The 13,657-nt window shown below is 65.8% G+C and carries 14 protein-coding genes and 2 pseudogenes; 4 read left to right on the top strand and 12 right to left on the bottom strand.

Annotated elements, in window-relative coordinates; translation table 11 throughout:
- The 5 genes and pseudogenes from QRN25_RS19805 to QRN25_RS26405 all read right to left on the bottom strand — a co-directional run.
- Positions 1-592, bottom strand: a pseudogene (locus QRN25_RS19805) (IS5 family transposase); the annotation flags it as partial.
- Positions 593-621: 29 nt separating this feature from the next.
- Complete coding sequence (locus tag QRN25_RS19800; protein WP_285020961.1) at positions 622-1,110, bottom strand: FecR/PupR family sigma factor regulator; 489 nt, start codon at positions 1,108-1,110, stop codon at positions 622-624.
- Positions 1,103-1,498, bottom strand: coding sequence for a sigma-70 family RNA polymerase sigma factor (locus QRN25_RS19795; RefSeq protein WP_285020960.1), 396 nt, complete (start codon positions 1,496-1,498; stop codon positions 1,103-1,105). The genes QRN25_RS19800 and QRN25_RS19795 overlap by 8 nt, the downstream gene beginning before the upstream one ends.
- A 206-nt stretch (positions 1,499-1,704) precedes the next feature.
- Positions 1,705-1,923 carry a hypothetical protein gene (locus QRN25_RS19790; protein WP_271183673.1) on the bottom strand — a complete coding sequence of 73 codons (219 nt, stop codon included), beginning with the start codon at positions 1,921-1,923 and terminating at the stop codon, positions 1,705-1,707.
- A gap of 82 nt (positions 1,924-2,005) precedes the next feature.
- Positions 2,006-2,500: pseudogene (locus QRN25_RS26405) on the bottom strand (TonB-dependent receptor domain-containing protein); the annotation flags it as partial.
- A gap of 345 nt (positions 2,501-2,845) precedes the next feature.
- Between QRN25_RS26405 and acpA the strand changes: the two are divergent.
- Positions 2,846-4,492: an acid phosphatase gene (acpA, locus tag QRN25_RS19785; protein ID WP_285020959.1), complete on the top strand. Its 1,647-nt coding sequence runs from the start codon at positions 2,846-2,848 to the stop codon at positions 4,490-4,492.
- 61 nt (positions 4,493-4,553) lie between these two features.
- On the opposite strand, the gene QRN25_RS19780 is transcribed toward acpA, so the two are convergent.
- From QRN25_RS19780 to QRN25_RS19750, 7 genes are all read right to left on the bottom strand, one after another.
- Complete coding sequence (locus QRN25_RS19780) at positions 4,554-5,702, bottom strand: class I SAM-dependent methyltransferase (protein WP_285020958.1); 1,149 nt, start codon at positions 5,700-5,702, stop codon at positions 4,554-4,556.
- Positions 5,699-6,031 carry a hypothetical protein gene (locus QRN25_RS19775; RefSeq protein WP_285020957.1) on the bottom strand — a complete coding sequence of 111 codons (333 nt, stop codon included), beginning with the start codon at positions 6,029-6,031 and terminating at the stop codon, positions 5,699-5,701. Before QRN25_RS19775 ends, QRN25_RS19780 begins: the two co-directional genes overlap by 4 nt.
- A 23-nt stretch (positions 6,032-6,054) precedes the next feature.
- Positions 6,055-7,422 (bottom strand): MFS transporter, encoded by a 1,368-nt coding sequence (locus QRN25_RS19770; RefSeq protein WP_285020956.1) that lies wholly within the window; start codon positions 7,420-7,422, stop codon positions 6,055-6,057.
- Positions 7,423-7,462: 40 nt separating this feature from the next.
- Entirely contained in the window at positions 7,463-8,035 is a 573-nt protein-coding gene (locus tag QRN25_RS19765) for a cupin domain-containing protein (protein WP_285020955.1), read from the bottom strand.
- A gap of 14 nt (positions 8,036-8,049) precedes the next feature.
- Positions 8,050-8,907: a phytanoyl-CoA dioxygenase family protein gene (locus tag QRN25_RS19760; RefSeq protein WP_285020953.1), complete on the bottom strand. Its 858-nt coding sequence runs from the start codon at positions 8,905-8,907 to the stop codon at positions 8,050-8,052.
- Positions 8,908-8,920: 13 nt separating this feature from the next.
- Entirely contained in the window at positions 8,921-10,003 is a 1,083-nt protein-coding gene (locus tag QRN25_RS19755) for a DUF3089 domain-containing protein (protein ID WP_285020952.1), read from the bottom strand.
- A gap of 137 nt (positions 10,004-10,140) precedes the next feature.
- Positions 10,141-11,067 (bottom strand): LysR family transcriptional regulator, encoded by a 927-nt coding sequence (locus QRN25_RS19750; protein WP_285020951.1) that lies wholly within the window; start codon positions 11,065-11,067, stop codon positions 10,141-10,143.
- 189 nt (positions 11,068-11,256) lie between these two features.
- On the opposite strand from QRN25_RS19750, the gene QRN25_RS19745 reads away from it, so the two are divergent.
- From QRN25_RS19745 to QRN25_RS19735, 3 genes are read left to right on the top strand one after another with little or no spacing between them, the layout of a single operon-like run.
- The gene (locus QRN25_RS19745; protein ID WP_285020950.1) at positions 11,257-12,420 is read left to right on the top strand and encodes an LLM class flavin-dependent oxidoreductase; all 1,164 of its coding nucleotides are present in this window, start codon (positions 11,257-11,259) and stop codon (positions 12,418-12,420) included.
- 8 nt (positions 12,421-12,428) lie between these two features.
- Entirely contained in the window at positions 12,429-13,013 is a 585-nt protein-coding gene (locus QRN25_RS19740; protein ID WP_285020949.1) for a cupin domain-containing protein, read from the top strand.
- Positions 13,014-13,038: 25 nt separating this feature from the next.
- The gene (locus QRN25_RS19735) at positions 13,039-13,329 is read left to right on the top strand and encodes a DUF1330 domain-containing protein (protein WP_036527016.1); all 291 of its coding nucleotides are present in this window, start codon (positions 13,039-13,041) and stop codon (positions 13,327-13,329) included.
- Positions 13,330-13,657: the final 328 nt, after the last annotated feature.

Here is a 13,657-nt window from a genome sequence, read left to right as displayed (position 1 = left end):
AAAGTCCCTGTTTCCGGACGTTTGAAGAGGAGGTGCATAATGAACCAGTCGTTGCCGCCTCGCGAATGGTGGTGCTGTCATAGCCCTTGTCGCCGAGCAGGGTAGCGCCCTCGGGCCTCTATCAGCGCTTCAGCTTCGCACGCATCATGGACCTGCCCACCCGTCAGTCGCAGGCCGACAGGACGTCCATCAGCGTCGACAAAAGCGTGGAGTTTGGTCGTAAGGCCGCCCCGGGAACGTCCCATGCCATGATCGCTGCATTCCCCTTTTTGCCCGTCGCACCGTGCTGGTGGACGCGCATGCAAGTAGAATCGATCATCACCAACTCGCCGTTGAAACCGGCGGAAACCGCCGCCAACAATCGGTCCCACACTCCAGCCTTTCGCCAGCGGATGAACCGGTTGTAGCAGGTCGTCGATGGACCATAGCGCTCAGGGACCTCTGCCCACGGCGCACCAGAACGGAAACGCCAGAGTATCCCGTTCAGCACCCGGCGGTCATCGACGCGGGGTACTCCACGCGGCTTGTTGGGCAGCAACGGCTCGATGATGAGCCATTCCTTGTCCGTCAGTTCATACCGCCGCCGCGTCATACGCCCTCCGTTTCCGAAGGCCGTCTGAATCACGCCAAGGCCGACAACTCAACCCGATTTATGAGTTCACGCCCTAGTGACAGCCCCGAACCGTCGGGCAGCACCAGCCGACGCCGTTGCCCTACCGCACTGGCAAAGCGCTCGGGGCTTGCCGAAGCCTTATCGCCCGCGCGACCGAGAAGCCAGTATCCGGCCGCAGGCAACGCGATCGCACCCGCAATCCCGGCCGCGATGGCCTGTCGGCGCGCGAGCATCGGCTTGCCCTTGCGCCACGCCCCGGGCCATCGCACCGCAGCGGGACGGGTCGAAGGCAGGGCAAGCCCCTCGGCGCCGTCCTCGAGCGCATCGACCAACGCGGTATCGCCTATCATCCGGGCCATCCGCGCGAAGGCGCGCGCATTGTCGGGCGAGGCGTCCAGCCATGCCTTCAGTTCCTGCCGATCGGGCGCGGTCAGTTCGTCGAGCCGATCCACCCAGTCGGCGGCGGTTTCCCGTATCGGGGCCTTGCGTTCATCCATGCCTGTCGTGCCCTTCACTCTCCCCATCGAGGTCGTCTTCGAGTGCCAGCGCGAGGTCGGCCATCGCCCGCACCAGGTGCTTTTTCACCTCCTCCACGCTGAGGCCGAGTTCCCCGGCGATCTCCTGCCGCGAACGGCCGTCCATAAGCCGCATCCGAAACACCGCGCGCCGCGCCGGGGTCAGCCGTGCCAGCGCCGTCTCGAAGCGTTCGTAGCGCTGACGATAATCCAGTACTTCGTCGGCGAGCGGCAGGCTGCACATGAGGTCCAGCATATCGACATCGCCGATCCGCTGTGCCTTGCGCGCGCCCGCAATGATGACCGAGTCCGCAACCCGATAGGCATAGGCGAGCGGATGCTCGATCGCCTGCCGCCGCTCCTGCTCCATGACCCTGATTCCTGCACCACGCCCTCCAAGCCGTCCGGATCGCGCACGCGCTTGCGGACATAGCTGCGCAGCCGTTCCATGCCGCCCAGCAGGGAATTGCCGGCCTTGCTCATCAGCATTGCGCGGCTCTCCTCCGGCGGCTGAAACCTCCGCGCCGCCCCTGCAGAGCGTACAAGGCCCCCGGCGGGGACAGGACCGCGACGAAATCAGTAGGCATAGCGCATCCCCAGCGCGACCGTCCGGCCGCTGCGCGTGCGCGCGAGCAGACGTTTGGCGGTGCGGTCGGTATATTGCTCGATCGGCGTATCGGTGATGTTGCGCGCCTCGACCGAAGGCTGCAGGCCGGGGCGCAGCATGGCATGGGCCGCGAAGTCGATCGTCGTGCTCCCCCGGATCCGCGTACCGATATTGCCGTTGTTGCCCACTCCGTCGCGATACGTGCCGCGATAGGCTAGGGCGACGCGCGCATCCCAGCCGTTTCCGGTGTAGTAAGAGCGTGGCGTTGCCCGACCAGCGCGAAAGGTCGATCAGCGGCAGCGACACGGCGGTATCGTCGTAGATCACTTCGCTGTGGCCCGAGGCGAAAGTCGCATTCGCCTGCACGCCGAGCCCGTCGAACGAGGCGGGCAGACACCGCAGGTCACGCTGCACCGCCGCCTCGACACCGAGGATCGAGGCTCCTGAGCCATTGAGCGGACGCACCACGTTGTAGAGCGTATCGGCATCGACGCCGGGATAGAGGAACGCCGTCGGCAACCCGGTCTGCGAATAAGGCATCAGCGTGGTGGCCGAGGTGATGAACGAATCCATCCGCTTGTAGAACGCCCCTAGCGAGGCATAGCCGTCACGGCCCATGTAATGCTCTACAGCAAGGTCCAGCGCCGTCGCGGTGCAGGGGCGCGGCGATGGGTTGCCGGTCTCCACCGTGCCGCCGAACGGGGTAGAGTTCACCGACGCCGCTGCGCGCAAGTCGGAGACATCGGGCTGGTTGACATCGCGGATGCGCCGCAGCGTAAGATCCCGTGCGACGGTCGGCGGGGGAGAGCGGCCGGCAGCGGAAACGGGGACAGAAAAAAGTTGTGAAAGTTCAAAGGCTTATTTATTATATTTTTGCCACATTGTGATTTTAAAATATACATTTAAATAAATATCTTAATATTCTCGATAAATATTATAACAAGAGAAATAAAAACTAACTGACAATCTACGCATTAATTTTGAAATTCACCTCAATCGAGCATAAGCGTTCACGCGATTCAAACGCTGACGCACTTGTCGGATTTGCGATTGACGAAGCCCCTTGCCTCGGCCCAGACGACAGGCAAAGTCGCACTACCGAGGACATCCATGACCAAGCCCGAATCCCCCCGCCCGGGTTCGCTCAATCCCGATCGCCGCCAGTTCCTCGAAGGGCTTGCCGTCCTTGGCGCAGCCACGGCGGCAGGTGCTCCCGCCGCTGAAGCTCGCACGACCAAAGCCGCGTCGCACGGTGCGGTCAGCGACGCCCGGCTGCGCGAAGCGATCGATACGGTCGTGGTGATCTACGCGGAGAACCGCAGCTTCAACAACCTCTTCGCCGATTTCCCCGGCCTCCAGCAGCCGCTGTCGAAAGTCCCGGCCGAGCGCTCTGCCCAGCGCGACCGCGATGGCAAGCCGTTCGAGACATTGCCGACGATCTGGGAAGGCCTCGTTCCCGACAGGCAGGTGGTCGAGCATACCGAGTACCTGATCGGCCCCGACGACCTCGCCCCCCTGCCCAATGCCCCCTTCGCGCTGAAGACCAAGGAGGGTGACCCTCTTCCGCATGGCGTCGTGACCCGCGACCTTGTCCATGCGTTCTACAACAACCAGATGCAGATCAATGGCGGGCGCAACGACGGCTTCGTCGCCTGGGGCGACAGCGGCGCGCTGGTCATGGGTCACTATGGCGACAGCCGCGCGCAGTTGCGCCTCTGGCAGGTGGCGCGTGAGTTCACCTTGTGCGACAACTTCTTCATGGGCGCTTTCGGCGGCTCGTTCCTGAACCACCAGTACCTGATCGCGGCGCGTCCGCCCTTCTACCCCGATGCGGACAAGAGCCCCGCCACACGCAAGATCGCCCAGGTCGAAGGCGATGACCCCACCGGGATCCGACTGAAGCTGGAAGCGCGCAGTCCCGCCAGCGCGATGGACGGTCCGCCGAAATTCGTCCCCAACACTTTGTCGCCGGATTTCTGGGCAGTGAACACGATGCTGCCGCCTTACACCCCCACCTACCTGCCCGACCCGGAAAAGCCCGGCTATGCGGACTGGTCCAACGGCAGCACGCTGATCCCGCAGGATCACCGCACCATCGGCGACATGCTTTCCGCGCGCGACATCGGCTGGGCGTGGTATGCTGGCGGGTGGAGTTCGGCGCTAGGCAAGGATGCCTCCTTCCCGGCGCGCCCGAACCTGCAGCCGCATCATCAGCCGTTCAACTACTATTCCCGCTTCGCGCCCGGCACCAAGGACCGCGAGGAGCACCTGCGCGACGCGGGCGAGGGCAGCACCGCGCGCACCAACCGCTTCCTCGCCGATGCCGAGGCGGGCCGCCTGCCGCCCGTCAGCTTCTACAAGCCGCAGGGCAACCTCAACATGCACGCGGGCTATTCCGACATCGATGCGGGCGACCGTCATATCGCCGCAGTCATCGACGCCCTGCGCGCCAGCCCGCAGTGGGAACGCATGATGATCGTCGTCACTTTCGACGAGAACGGCGGCTGGTGGGACCACGTCGCCCCGCCCAAGGGCGACCGCTGGGGACCGGGCACCCGTATCCCGGCCATCGTCGTCTCGCCGCATGCGCGCAAGGACTTCGTGGATCACACGATCTACGATACCGGCTCGATCGCGCGCTTCCTCACCCGCCGCTTCGGCCTCGCCAAGCTGCCGGGCCTGACGATGCGCGAAGAGGCCATGCGTGCAGCGGGCGGCGTCGCTCCGGGGGACCTGACCGGAGCGCTCGATCTCTGAAAGCTTGTCACAGACGCCACGGTAAAGGCGGCGGGACTAACCCGCCGCCCTTGAGTTCGTTTCAGGCCACGCCCGAGGCCACGAACCACGAACGGAACACGCCTTCGCTCTCCGGCCCGTAGCGGAACGGACCGCTGCGGGCTGCCGGGCTGGTCGCCTGATAGCCGGTCTCTACCGAGGAGAACCCGGCCGCCTCGAACAGCGAGCGATAATCCGCGCTGAGCGCACCGCGCCAGTTCGGCTCGTTGTTGTACTGCGCTTCCAGTTCGCCTGACAGTTCGACCCAGGCATCGGAATTGTCGTGCAGCAGCGGCACCTCGAGGTGGACCGCAACGCCTCCGGGGCGCAGCAGGCGGCGACTTTCGGCGATGATCGCCATCGTCGCGGCCTGCGAGGTCTCGTGGAACATCACACAGCTGAACACGAGGTCGAAGCTGCCGTCGGCAAAGTCGGTCTTCTCCGCGCTCTGCTGCGAGAAGTGAACGCCCGCGCCAAGGTGCTCGGCGCGGGCATGGGCATAGCGCAACATCGATGCGCCCACGTCGATGCCATGGACTTCCGCGCCGGGGAAGCAGGTCGCGGCAGGCACCGTGCTGGTGCCGATGCCGCAGCCCATGTCGAGGATGCGCGCCGGATTCAGATCCGGGAAGCGGGTGAGGACGTGCGCCATGGCGGTCTGCCCGCGCAGGTCGTTGAGCATGCCGCCGTTGCGGCCGAGCATGTAGACCGCACCACCGCGATCCATCATCGCGCCCTGCAGGATCGAGCCGTCGTCATGGGCATTGCCGCCCGGCATCAGGTGGATGTCGCCCCGCCGGATGTAGTCGGGCACCGCGAAGTCAGGATCGGTACGCACCGAACCCAGCGGTGCCTCGATCGCGGCGAGGTCTTCGAGGGCGCCCGCCTGCCGCTCGACGCTGGCGGCAACGCTGGACCACAGCTGGCGCTGCGATTCCCGCTTGAGTGACAGCCAGGTCGAGAAGCTCTCGTGCTGCCCCATGCGTTCGCGCAAGGCGGCGGCGGTGTTGTTGGCACCGGCGCTGGCCTTCTGCTCGGCGGCGGCGATGCGGGCCTGCACCGGCTCGATCCGGGTCATGACGTAGAGCTTGAGATCGCGCACGAACAGCTGCTCAGCCAGTTCGTCATGGCTCGGCACCGCGATCAGCGGGTGGTCGAGCTGGGCACGGCGTTCGGACATCTGTTCGCTCACGGCAGGGTCTCCTCGGCAGGGGCGTTCATTGCGGCCAGTTCCGCCTCGGCGGCTTCGCGCAAGGGGCGGAAGACCTTGTCGAGCGTGGCCTTGCGCAGACCTTCACGCTGCGCGGCGGCCTCCGCATCGGGCTCGAAGGCATCGACAGCGCCCGCGGGCAACGTGCCCGAGACGGCCAGAAGCCGCTCGGCGGCGTCGAGGCGGGCGCGCAGCACGGTCACTTCCGAAGTCAGGCCGACGATCATCGCCAGCAGTTGCTCGTCCATCGGTCGGCTGCCGTCGATGGCGTCGAGCCGGTTGGGCGTGCGGGGCAGGGATTTACGCGTCATGACTCGGGGAAGCTCTTGTTGCGTCAGTTGGACTGTACTCCGACTGGCTGCAACGTCGAGGCGGGCGGCTCAACCGCATCCTCGGCTGTCTCCGGCAGGCGATAACGCAGCATGATGATGCTGGCGATCACGGCGGCGAGCGCGGGCACCAGCGAGACGGTGACCATGATGCCGGTTTTGACGCTCGCGGGCTGCTCCTCCGCCCCGGCGCCGGTGGAGGAGACGAAGCCGGTCCAGCTCATGATCGTGCTGAACAGGAAGATGCCGAAGGCCGATGTGCCCTTCTCCACCATGACGAAGACGCCCGCGAGCATGCCTGCGCGGTTCTCGCCCTGGATGCGGCGGGAATAGTCCATGGTGTCGGTCAGCACGGTGTAGAGGCCGAGGAACACCCCGCCGCTCGCCGTGCCGGACAAGGCGCAGGCGATGTAGATGAGCGGAAAGGGCGAACCCGCCGGGATCAGTGCCCAGACGGTGTAGGCCACCGCGCACAGGCTGCCTGCGCTCACCAGAGCGTTGCGGCGCCCGAAACGGCTGGCCATGCGGACCCACAACATCTGCGAGATCACCATCATCGCCGTCTGCACCGCGAAGATCGTGCCAAGCGCGGTATCGGTGACGTGTAGGACGTGGCGGGTGTAGTAGGGGATCGCGGTGATATGGACCGCAAGGCCCGAGAACAGGATCAGCTTGAAGCCCATCAGGCACAGGAACGGCTTGTTGGACCACAGCGCCGCCCATGTCGCCGCGAACGATCCGGTGGGCTTCTTCTCGGCTTCTACCGGGTGGCGCTCCTTGAGCAGCAGGAACGCGGCGATCCCGCCGAGCGCGATGGCGATGCCCAGCACCATCGCGACATGGCCGTGCCCCGCCCGATCGCTCCCCAGCCGCGCCAGCAGGAACGGCGCCGCCGAGGTCGCCGCGAAGCTACCGAGCGACGAGCCATAGACGCTGAAGGTCATCAGCCGCGAACGGGCATGGAAATCGTCCGTGATCGCGCGCCCGATCGCCAGATAGGGGATGCGAAACATGGTGTAGGCGGTCGAGTAGAGCAGCAGCGTGAAGCCCACGTAGAGCCACATGTTGTCGCCCTGCAGCCCGCCCGGCACGTTGAAGAGCAGGATCATCGACAGGCCCGCCAGCAGGCCGCCACCCAGCAGGTAAGGGCGGAACTGGCCGAAGCGGGTGCGGGTACGGTCGCCGATGTAGCCCATCAGCGGATCGGTCATCGCGTCGTAGATCTTCGCCGCGACGGTCAGCATCCCGGCCAGCGCGATGGCGAGGCCGAGCGAGTCGGTCATGAACCGCAGGTGCAGCAGCCCTACGGCGCTCACCAGCGCGGCGGAAGTGAACGAGCCGATCGCCCATCCGATGTACGCGCTCTTCTTCATTCCGGCACCTCCGTGGATGGTCTCGACCTGCATGATGCCGTCACTGGTCGGTCCACACCCTGCTCATGTCCGAGCTGCCGACCTTGGGGCAGCCCTCCCTGGGCAGCTGGACCGCGACCATGAACGAGCCTTCCGGCCCGGACTTCGAGATGTGCCCCTCCCCCGTGCAATCCTCTGCATAAGCGAGGTCGCCGTGCTTCAGTTCGTACTCGGTTCCGTCGTGCAGACCGATGATCATGGAGCCGAACAGCGGGATCAGCAGGGTCGGATTGTTCGCGACATGGAAGCCGAAGCCCGCATTGGGCTGCGATCCGCCGAGGGTCACGCGAAAAGCCGTGCGGCGCAGCAGCGTGGCGATCTCCTGCCCGCGCGGCTCCACCACGTCGAGCTGTTCGGCGCGGGTGAGGCCGTCCGGGCCGGAGTAGAGGTGGAACACCCGCTTGATCCACGGCATCGGATCGCCGGTGCCCTTGAATTCCATCGGGAAGCCCTGCCCCGGCAGCGGCTTGACCGCTGCGGGAGCCTCGACCGCATCGGCGTAATGGGACAAGCCCATCATCGCCATGAGCATGCCGCCACCGGCAAGGAAATCGCGCTTGCTGTGCGTCGTCATCGCGGGCGATCTCCTCAGGCGGCTTCGCGGCGAGCGCGGGCGAAAGCGCGCGGCTCGCTGTCGGGACGCTGCCAGATCAGCGGCAGGTTCTCGCTGGGGGCGGGGTGGACGCCCTCGGGCTGGGCGAGGACGTCGACGCCCGGCACCGGGGTCAGGCCCTCGCGCGGGCACCAGTAGCTGTCGTCGCCGATCATGCGCATGGCAAGGCCGGTGCGCGCGAGGGTGTCGGAATCGTTGCCCTTGGAATAGTGCGGGATGTCGACGTGGAACAGCACCGCGTCGCCCGGCTCCAGATCCCAGGTGACGAAGCGGAACGGGAAGTCCGGATTGTCCCGCTCGGCCTGGAAGTCGGGAAAGCGGAAGGTTCCGTCACCCGCCGGGCCGAAGCGCGATCCGGTCTCGATGCAGAACTTGTGATATCCCGCGACGAACTCGATCTGGCCGTTCTCCCTGTTCACCGGCGAAAGCGCGACCCACAGGTTCGGGATCATCGTGCCGGTGAAGGGCCAGAGGTGGTCGGCGTGCCACTGCATGATCGAGGGCGAGAGCGGCGGCTTGCGGAACAGGTGATCGTGGAACATCTGCACGTTGTCCGCGCCGATCACCCGGCCGACAATCTCGCCTGCGGGCGAATTGAAGACGAAGTCGCGGAACGGGCCGGGCTTGCGCCACAAGTGCGCGACCGAGATCATCGCCCCGTGCGAGGGTCCGGTCTGGCCGTAGGCCTCGGGATCGCTCTCAACCGCGCGCGCCGCTTCCTGCATCTTCGCGATCCATTCGGCGTCGAACATCTGGCGCAGGCAGACCACGCCGTCGCGGGCGTAATCGTCGATGTCCTGCTGCGTGACGGGATTGAGAGGTTCCTTGTTCATCGTCTTTCTCTTCTCAATTTGCGGAGGGCCGGGGTGTTGACGCCCGGGGATGGGCCGCAAGCCATGCGCGGGCGCGCAGGATCGCGTTCTGACGCACGTCCTCGTAGAAAAGGCCGAGGTCGTGATAATGCATGCTGTCTCCCGGCAGCGGCTTGAGGCCAAGCGCGGGATCGGGATCGACCACTAGCAGCCCGCGCTCGCACTTCGCGGAGACTGCGTGGGGAACGATGGCCTTGATGGCGCTCTCGTCAGGTGCGCCGGGGACCGCGCCCTTCGCGGCATCGCGCAGAGCGACGGGTTGCGAGCGGTCGAAGGTCAGCGGATTGATGCACAGGATCGTCGGATCGGCGCCCTGCGGCAGCACCGTCCGGTTGTAGGCTTCCGCGAAAGACGCCGTTTTCGCAAGGTCGGCGCTCGGCAGGATCGAGCTCCAGTGTACCACGCAGCCGGTGCTTTCGGGCTTGTCGCACATCGTCAGCTTCGAGCCCGCCCGGTCGTACTTCGACGCAGGGAAGGTGATGCCAACGTCATAGGCCGCCACCATGCGCGCGGCGAGCGGCTTTCCGTCGATCTCCTCGTCAAGCAGCCGCTCGAGATGCGCGGCGCCCTGGCTGTGGCCCACGAGGATGAAGGGGCGGCCCTTGTTGTAGTGGTCGAGGTAGTAGCGGAACGCGCGCTTCACGTCGCCATAAGCGAGCGCGAAGGCATCCTCGCGGATCTTGCCGCCTTCCTTCTGCGCGCCGCTGGTCGCCTGGCGATAGCGCGGGGCGAAGACGCGGCAGCAGCCGTTGAACACCCCGCCCTGCCGCGCGATCACGCTGCCGTCGGTCCAGGCGTTGGTCGCCTTGTCCGGCACCGGCTGGTTGTAGCGATCCATCGAGCGATCGGTGGTCGGGTGGATGTAGAACACGTCGACCGGCAGGTTCTGCCGCGCCGTCGATCCGGGCGCGACCGCCGCGGCGGCACCCTCGTTCCTGCCGTCAGCCGCCCAGCTGGATGCGCGGGCGTAGTCGGGGGCGGATGGTACTTGCGCCATGAGAGGCGCGGCTGAGGCAAGGCCGGCAATGGCCGTCAGGATTCGGAATAGAGGCTTCACGTCCGCTCGTTCTCTTGTCTGAAGAGGAGATGGAGCCGGGATTCGGAAGGCCTCGCCGATCCGTCACGACCCCTTCAACCTGATCGGACGAAAGCGGGTTGAAAAGCTTACAAATCTCGGCAGGCGATAGAGTTTCCTTATACTGTCGCGGTCACAGCGCGATCGCTCCGGTACGACTGGCGCAGTTGCGACGCGAACCGCCGTACCGACGCGCTCTTGTAACTGCCATGCACGCTGAGCAGGCCCAGGGCGGGCGCCTCTACCCGCGTGTCGGGTACGCGGCAAAGCGTCCCGGCCTCCAGCTCGGCCGCGACGAGGTCGTCCGGCAGCATGCCCAGCAACCCGCCGTCGAGCACGAGCGAGCGGATCAGGCTGATCGAACTGGAGCGAACCGCCGCCTTGGCAGGCGTCATGCCCAGATGCTGGAGCATGGCGAGCAGGCCCTTGGCCTCATCCTGATCGGGCGCGAGGTTGGGCACCGCGACTTGCGCCCAGTCATGCGGGGCAAGCGGCTGGCCGGAAGCGATCTCGTCAAAAATACGGTGATCGGGTCGCGCGAAGACCGAGTAGAACTGGCGGACCAGAAGATCGAAGTCGAACTCCTCATCCTCCGGATCGACGTTTGCGTTGGCGCAAAAGGCGAGGTCGATCTCGCCTTGACGCAGCCGCTCGTGCAGTTCGGAACTGTAGCCCTCGACGATGCGCAGGGCGACGTCGGGGTCGGTCTCGCGGAACTTCGCGACGATGCGGGAGAACTGCGCATTCACCATCACCGGGTGCACACCCAGCTCGATGATCTGGGCGCGGCTGCTGCGCTCGACTTCGGCCAGCAGGCGGTTCTGCTCGCTGACGATCAGGCGGGCGCGCACGATCAGGCGTTCGCACGCCTCGGTCGGCTTGATGCCGCGCGGGCCGCGAATGAACAGCGAAAGGTTGAGGCTTTCCTCGAGCTGGCGGATGCTCCAGGTCAAGGCGGGCTGCGACATTCCGAACAATTTCGCGGCCTTGCGAAAGCTGCCGGACTCGTAGACCGCGATCATACGCTCGAGTTTGGCGATGTTCATTGCTGCCTCCTTCGTGGCGTGGAGGCGGACGATCGATCAAGCCTATAAAGAAGAGTAATAGATAATTTGGATTATCCGCCCTGCGAGGGGATGGCACGGCATGGGTTCACCCACCTTGCGGCCGCGCCCAGTGTGACCGGTGCCGAAACAGGGCGCCGCTGCCGCGCGCCGCCCTTACGGAGCCGTCCCATGTCGCTAGAAATCCTTGGAGTCCTGCTCCACCGCAACGCATCGGAGATCAGCCGTGGCGGCGGTCCCGCGTTCGACGTCGACATGATCCAGAAGATGGCCCGCGCCTTCGACGAGAACGACTTCGACCGCGTCCTGATCCTGCAGAACTCCTTCGCGCCCGATCCTTTCGCGATCGCCAACTATGCGGCGGCAGTGACGGAAAAGCTGGCATTCATGGTCGCCCACCGCCCCGGTTTCGTTGCGCCGACCATGGCCGCGCGGATGTTCGCGACGCTCGACAACCTCAGCGGCGGCCGCGCCGGAGTCCACGTCATCACCGGCGCCAACGACACCGAACTGGAGTGCGACGGAGACTTCCACACCAAGGAAGAACGCTACCACCGCAGCGCCGAGTACGTCGAAATCATGCGCAAGGTGTGGTCCAGCGGCACCCCGGTGGACCATAACGGCACCTACTACCGGTTCAACAACGCCTTGTCGGAGCTCAAGCCAGTGGGCGGCGGCGCGATCCCGGTGTACTGGGGCGGGTCCTCCCCGCTCGCGCTGGAGAAGGGCGCCGAAGTCGCGGACGTCTACGCCATCGGCGGCCTCAAGCCGCTCGACCAGATGGCGGGCACCGTCGCGCAGATCCGCGATGCCTGGGCGCGCACCGGCCGCCCTGTCCGCATCCAGACTTCGGTGCGCGTGATCGTCGGCGAGACCGAGGACGCCTCGTGGAAGGCCGCCGCCGACGTCGTCGAGGCGCTGCGCGAGACCGCGCTCGAACAGCAGCGCAAGATCGCCGGCAGCGACGAGGCCATGAGCACCGGCATGCGGCTCGATCCCAAGCTGGCCACCACCAAGGGCGGGTCGGGCCGAGAGGAACTGGAGGCGATCGCGGGCGGCAAGGACCTGCTCGACAAGCGGCTGTGGACCGGGATCACCAAGGCGTCAGTCAGCTTCTCGACGCCGATGCTGCCGCCCGCGCTGGTGGGCACCGCCGAGCAGGTCGCCGATGCGATGATGGACTATTACGCGATGGGCATCACCGGCTTCCTGATGCGCGGCTTCGATCTCTACGGCGACATCGCCCTGCATGGCCGGGACCTGATCCCCACGCTGCGCCGCCTCGCCGCCGAGCACGACGCCCGCGTCGGCCTCTCCGAAACCCAGCCCGTCTGAGGACCGTCATGAAGCGCTTCATCCCCATCCTTGCAGCTGCCTTCCTTTCGGGCGCCTGTTCCGCCGCCGACCGCCCGGCCCCCACACCGCCGCCGGTCTCGCCGCTATCGCCGGGGGCCGAGGCGTTCCGCGTGCTCCACATGTACGGCGGCGACGACGGCGAATCCCACCTGGAGATCAAGGACCTGCCGCGCACCGGCGGCGTCCCCGGCAAGAGCGTCCAGACCCGCCTCTACGCCACCGACGTGGAGATCGGCGACGCCCTGCCCGGCGACTTCATCGATTATCACGGCGTATCGACGCCGCGCTTCCTGATCGTCCTGTCGGGCCAGCTGGAAGTCGGGTTCGGCGACGGATCGAAGCACGTACTGTCCAAAGGCGACATCGTGCTGGCCGACGACGTGACCGGGCGCGGCCACACCTCGCGCACAATCGGCACCGAGCCGGTGCGCATCCTCACGGTGCGGTTGCCCAAGGAAAACAGCTTCCAGCCCAAGCTCAATCCGTGCCCTGAAGGCGTACCTGCCGAGCAGTGCGTCAGCGCCCGCCTCACCGGCCGACAAACGGGCGCACCGCCCTCCGAAAAGAAGTAACCCACACCAAACCTAAGGAATCGACGTGGCAGCATATATCGTAGCAACCGTGGTCATCACCGACGCCGAGAAGTTCGGCGCCTACGTCAAGGCCATCGCCGGTCTCAGCGAAAAGCACGGCGGCGAATACCTCGTACGCGGCAAGGTGAGCGAAGTGCTCGAAGGCGACGTCAATCCCGACGAGCGCGTGGTCGTCTCGCGCTTCGAGACCGAGGAAGCCGCCCTCGCCTATGCCAAGAGCCCGGAATACAAGGCCGGTGCGGCGCTGCGCGAAGGCGCAGGCACCGTGCAGACGCGTCTGATCATCGCCCCCTGAGAGTCTGTGTAGAAAATGCCCGATTGGGCATTTTCTGCGCGGCACCGGCCCACTCCCCCACCCGACCACCCAACGGTAGTATCCTGCTGGTGGTCGGGTGGGCCAAATATCTGGGACTGGGGCCGGTGCCGCAAAATTCGCCTGCAGCGAATTTTCAAACGGAAACCGCGAAGGCCGTCCGCATCGCGGGCGGCCTTCGCATTTGGTTCATCGGCAGGCGGATAGAATATCGGCGAACCATCCGACCTACACAGTGATCAGCTATATGGATCATGCGCGGGTAGTGATTTTACGAGGTACACGAGAGATGAAAGCGCTTCGCGGCCTG

The organism is Novosphingobium sp. fls2-241-R2A-195, assembly GCF_030209485.1.
In the GTDB taxonomy this organism is placed as follows: domain Bacteria; phylum Pseudomonadota; class Alphaproteobacteria; order Sphingomonadales; family Sphingomonadaceae; genus Novosphingobium; species Novosphingobium resinovorum.
The sequence above is the reverse complement of the archived record's forward strand: the minus strand, read 5'-3'. Positions and strand labels throughout refer to the sequence as shown.

Bases quoted from the DNA above. Each gene is read 5' to 3' on its own strand.
- QRN25_RS19800 (WP_285020961.1), bottom strand. From the start codon at position 1,110: ATGGATGAACGCAAGGCCCCGATACGGGAAACCGCCGCCGACTGGGTG.
- QRN25_RS19795 (WP_285020960.1), bottom strand. From the start codon at position 1,498: ATGGAGCAGGAGCGGCGGCAGGCGATCGAGCATCCGCTCGCCTATGCC.
- acpA (WP_285020959.1), top strand. From the start codon at position 2,846: ATGACCAAGCCCGAATCCCCCCGCCCGGGTTCGCTCAATCCCGATCGC.
- QRN25_RS19775 (WP_285020957.1), bottom strand. From the start codon at position 6,031: ATGACGCGTAAATCCCTGCCCCGCACGCCCAACCGGCTCGACGCCATC.
- QRN25_RS19770 (WP_285020956.1), bottom strand. From the start codon at position 7,422: ATGAAGAAGAGCGCGTACATCGGATGGGCGATCGGCTCGTTCACTTCC.
- QRN25_RS19765 (WP_285020955.1), bottom strand. From the start codon at position 8,035: ATGACGACGCACAGCAAGCGCGATTTCCTTGCCGGTGGCGGCATGCTC.
- QRN25_RS19760 (WP_285020953.1), bottom strand. From the start codon at position 8,907: ATGAACAAGGAACCTCTCAATCCCGTCACGCAGCAGGACATCGACGAT.
- QRN25_RS19750 (WP_285020951.1), bottom strand. From the start codon at position 11,067: ATGAACATCGCCAAACTCGAGCGTATGATCGCGGTCTACGAGTCCGGC.
- QRN25_RS19745 (WP_285020950.1), top strand. From the start codon at position 11,257: ATGTCGCTAGAAATCCTTGGAGTCCTGCTCCACCGCAACGCATCGGAG.
- QRN25_RS19740 (WP_285020949.1), top strand. From the start codon at position 12,429: ATGAAGCGCTTCATCCCCATCCTTGCAGCTGCCTTCCTTTCGGGCGCC.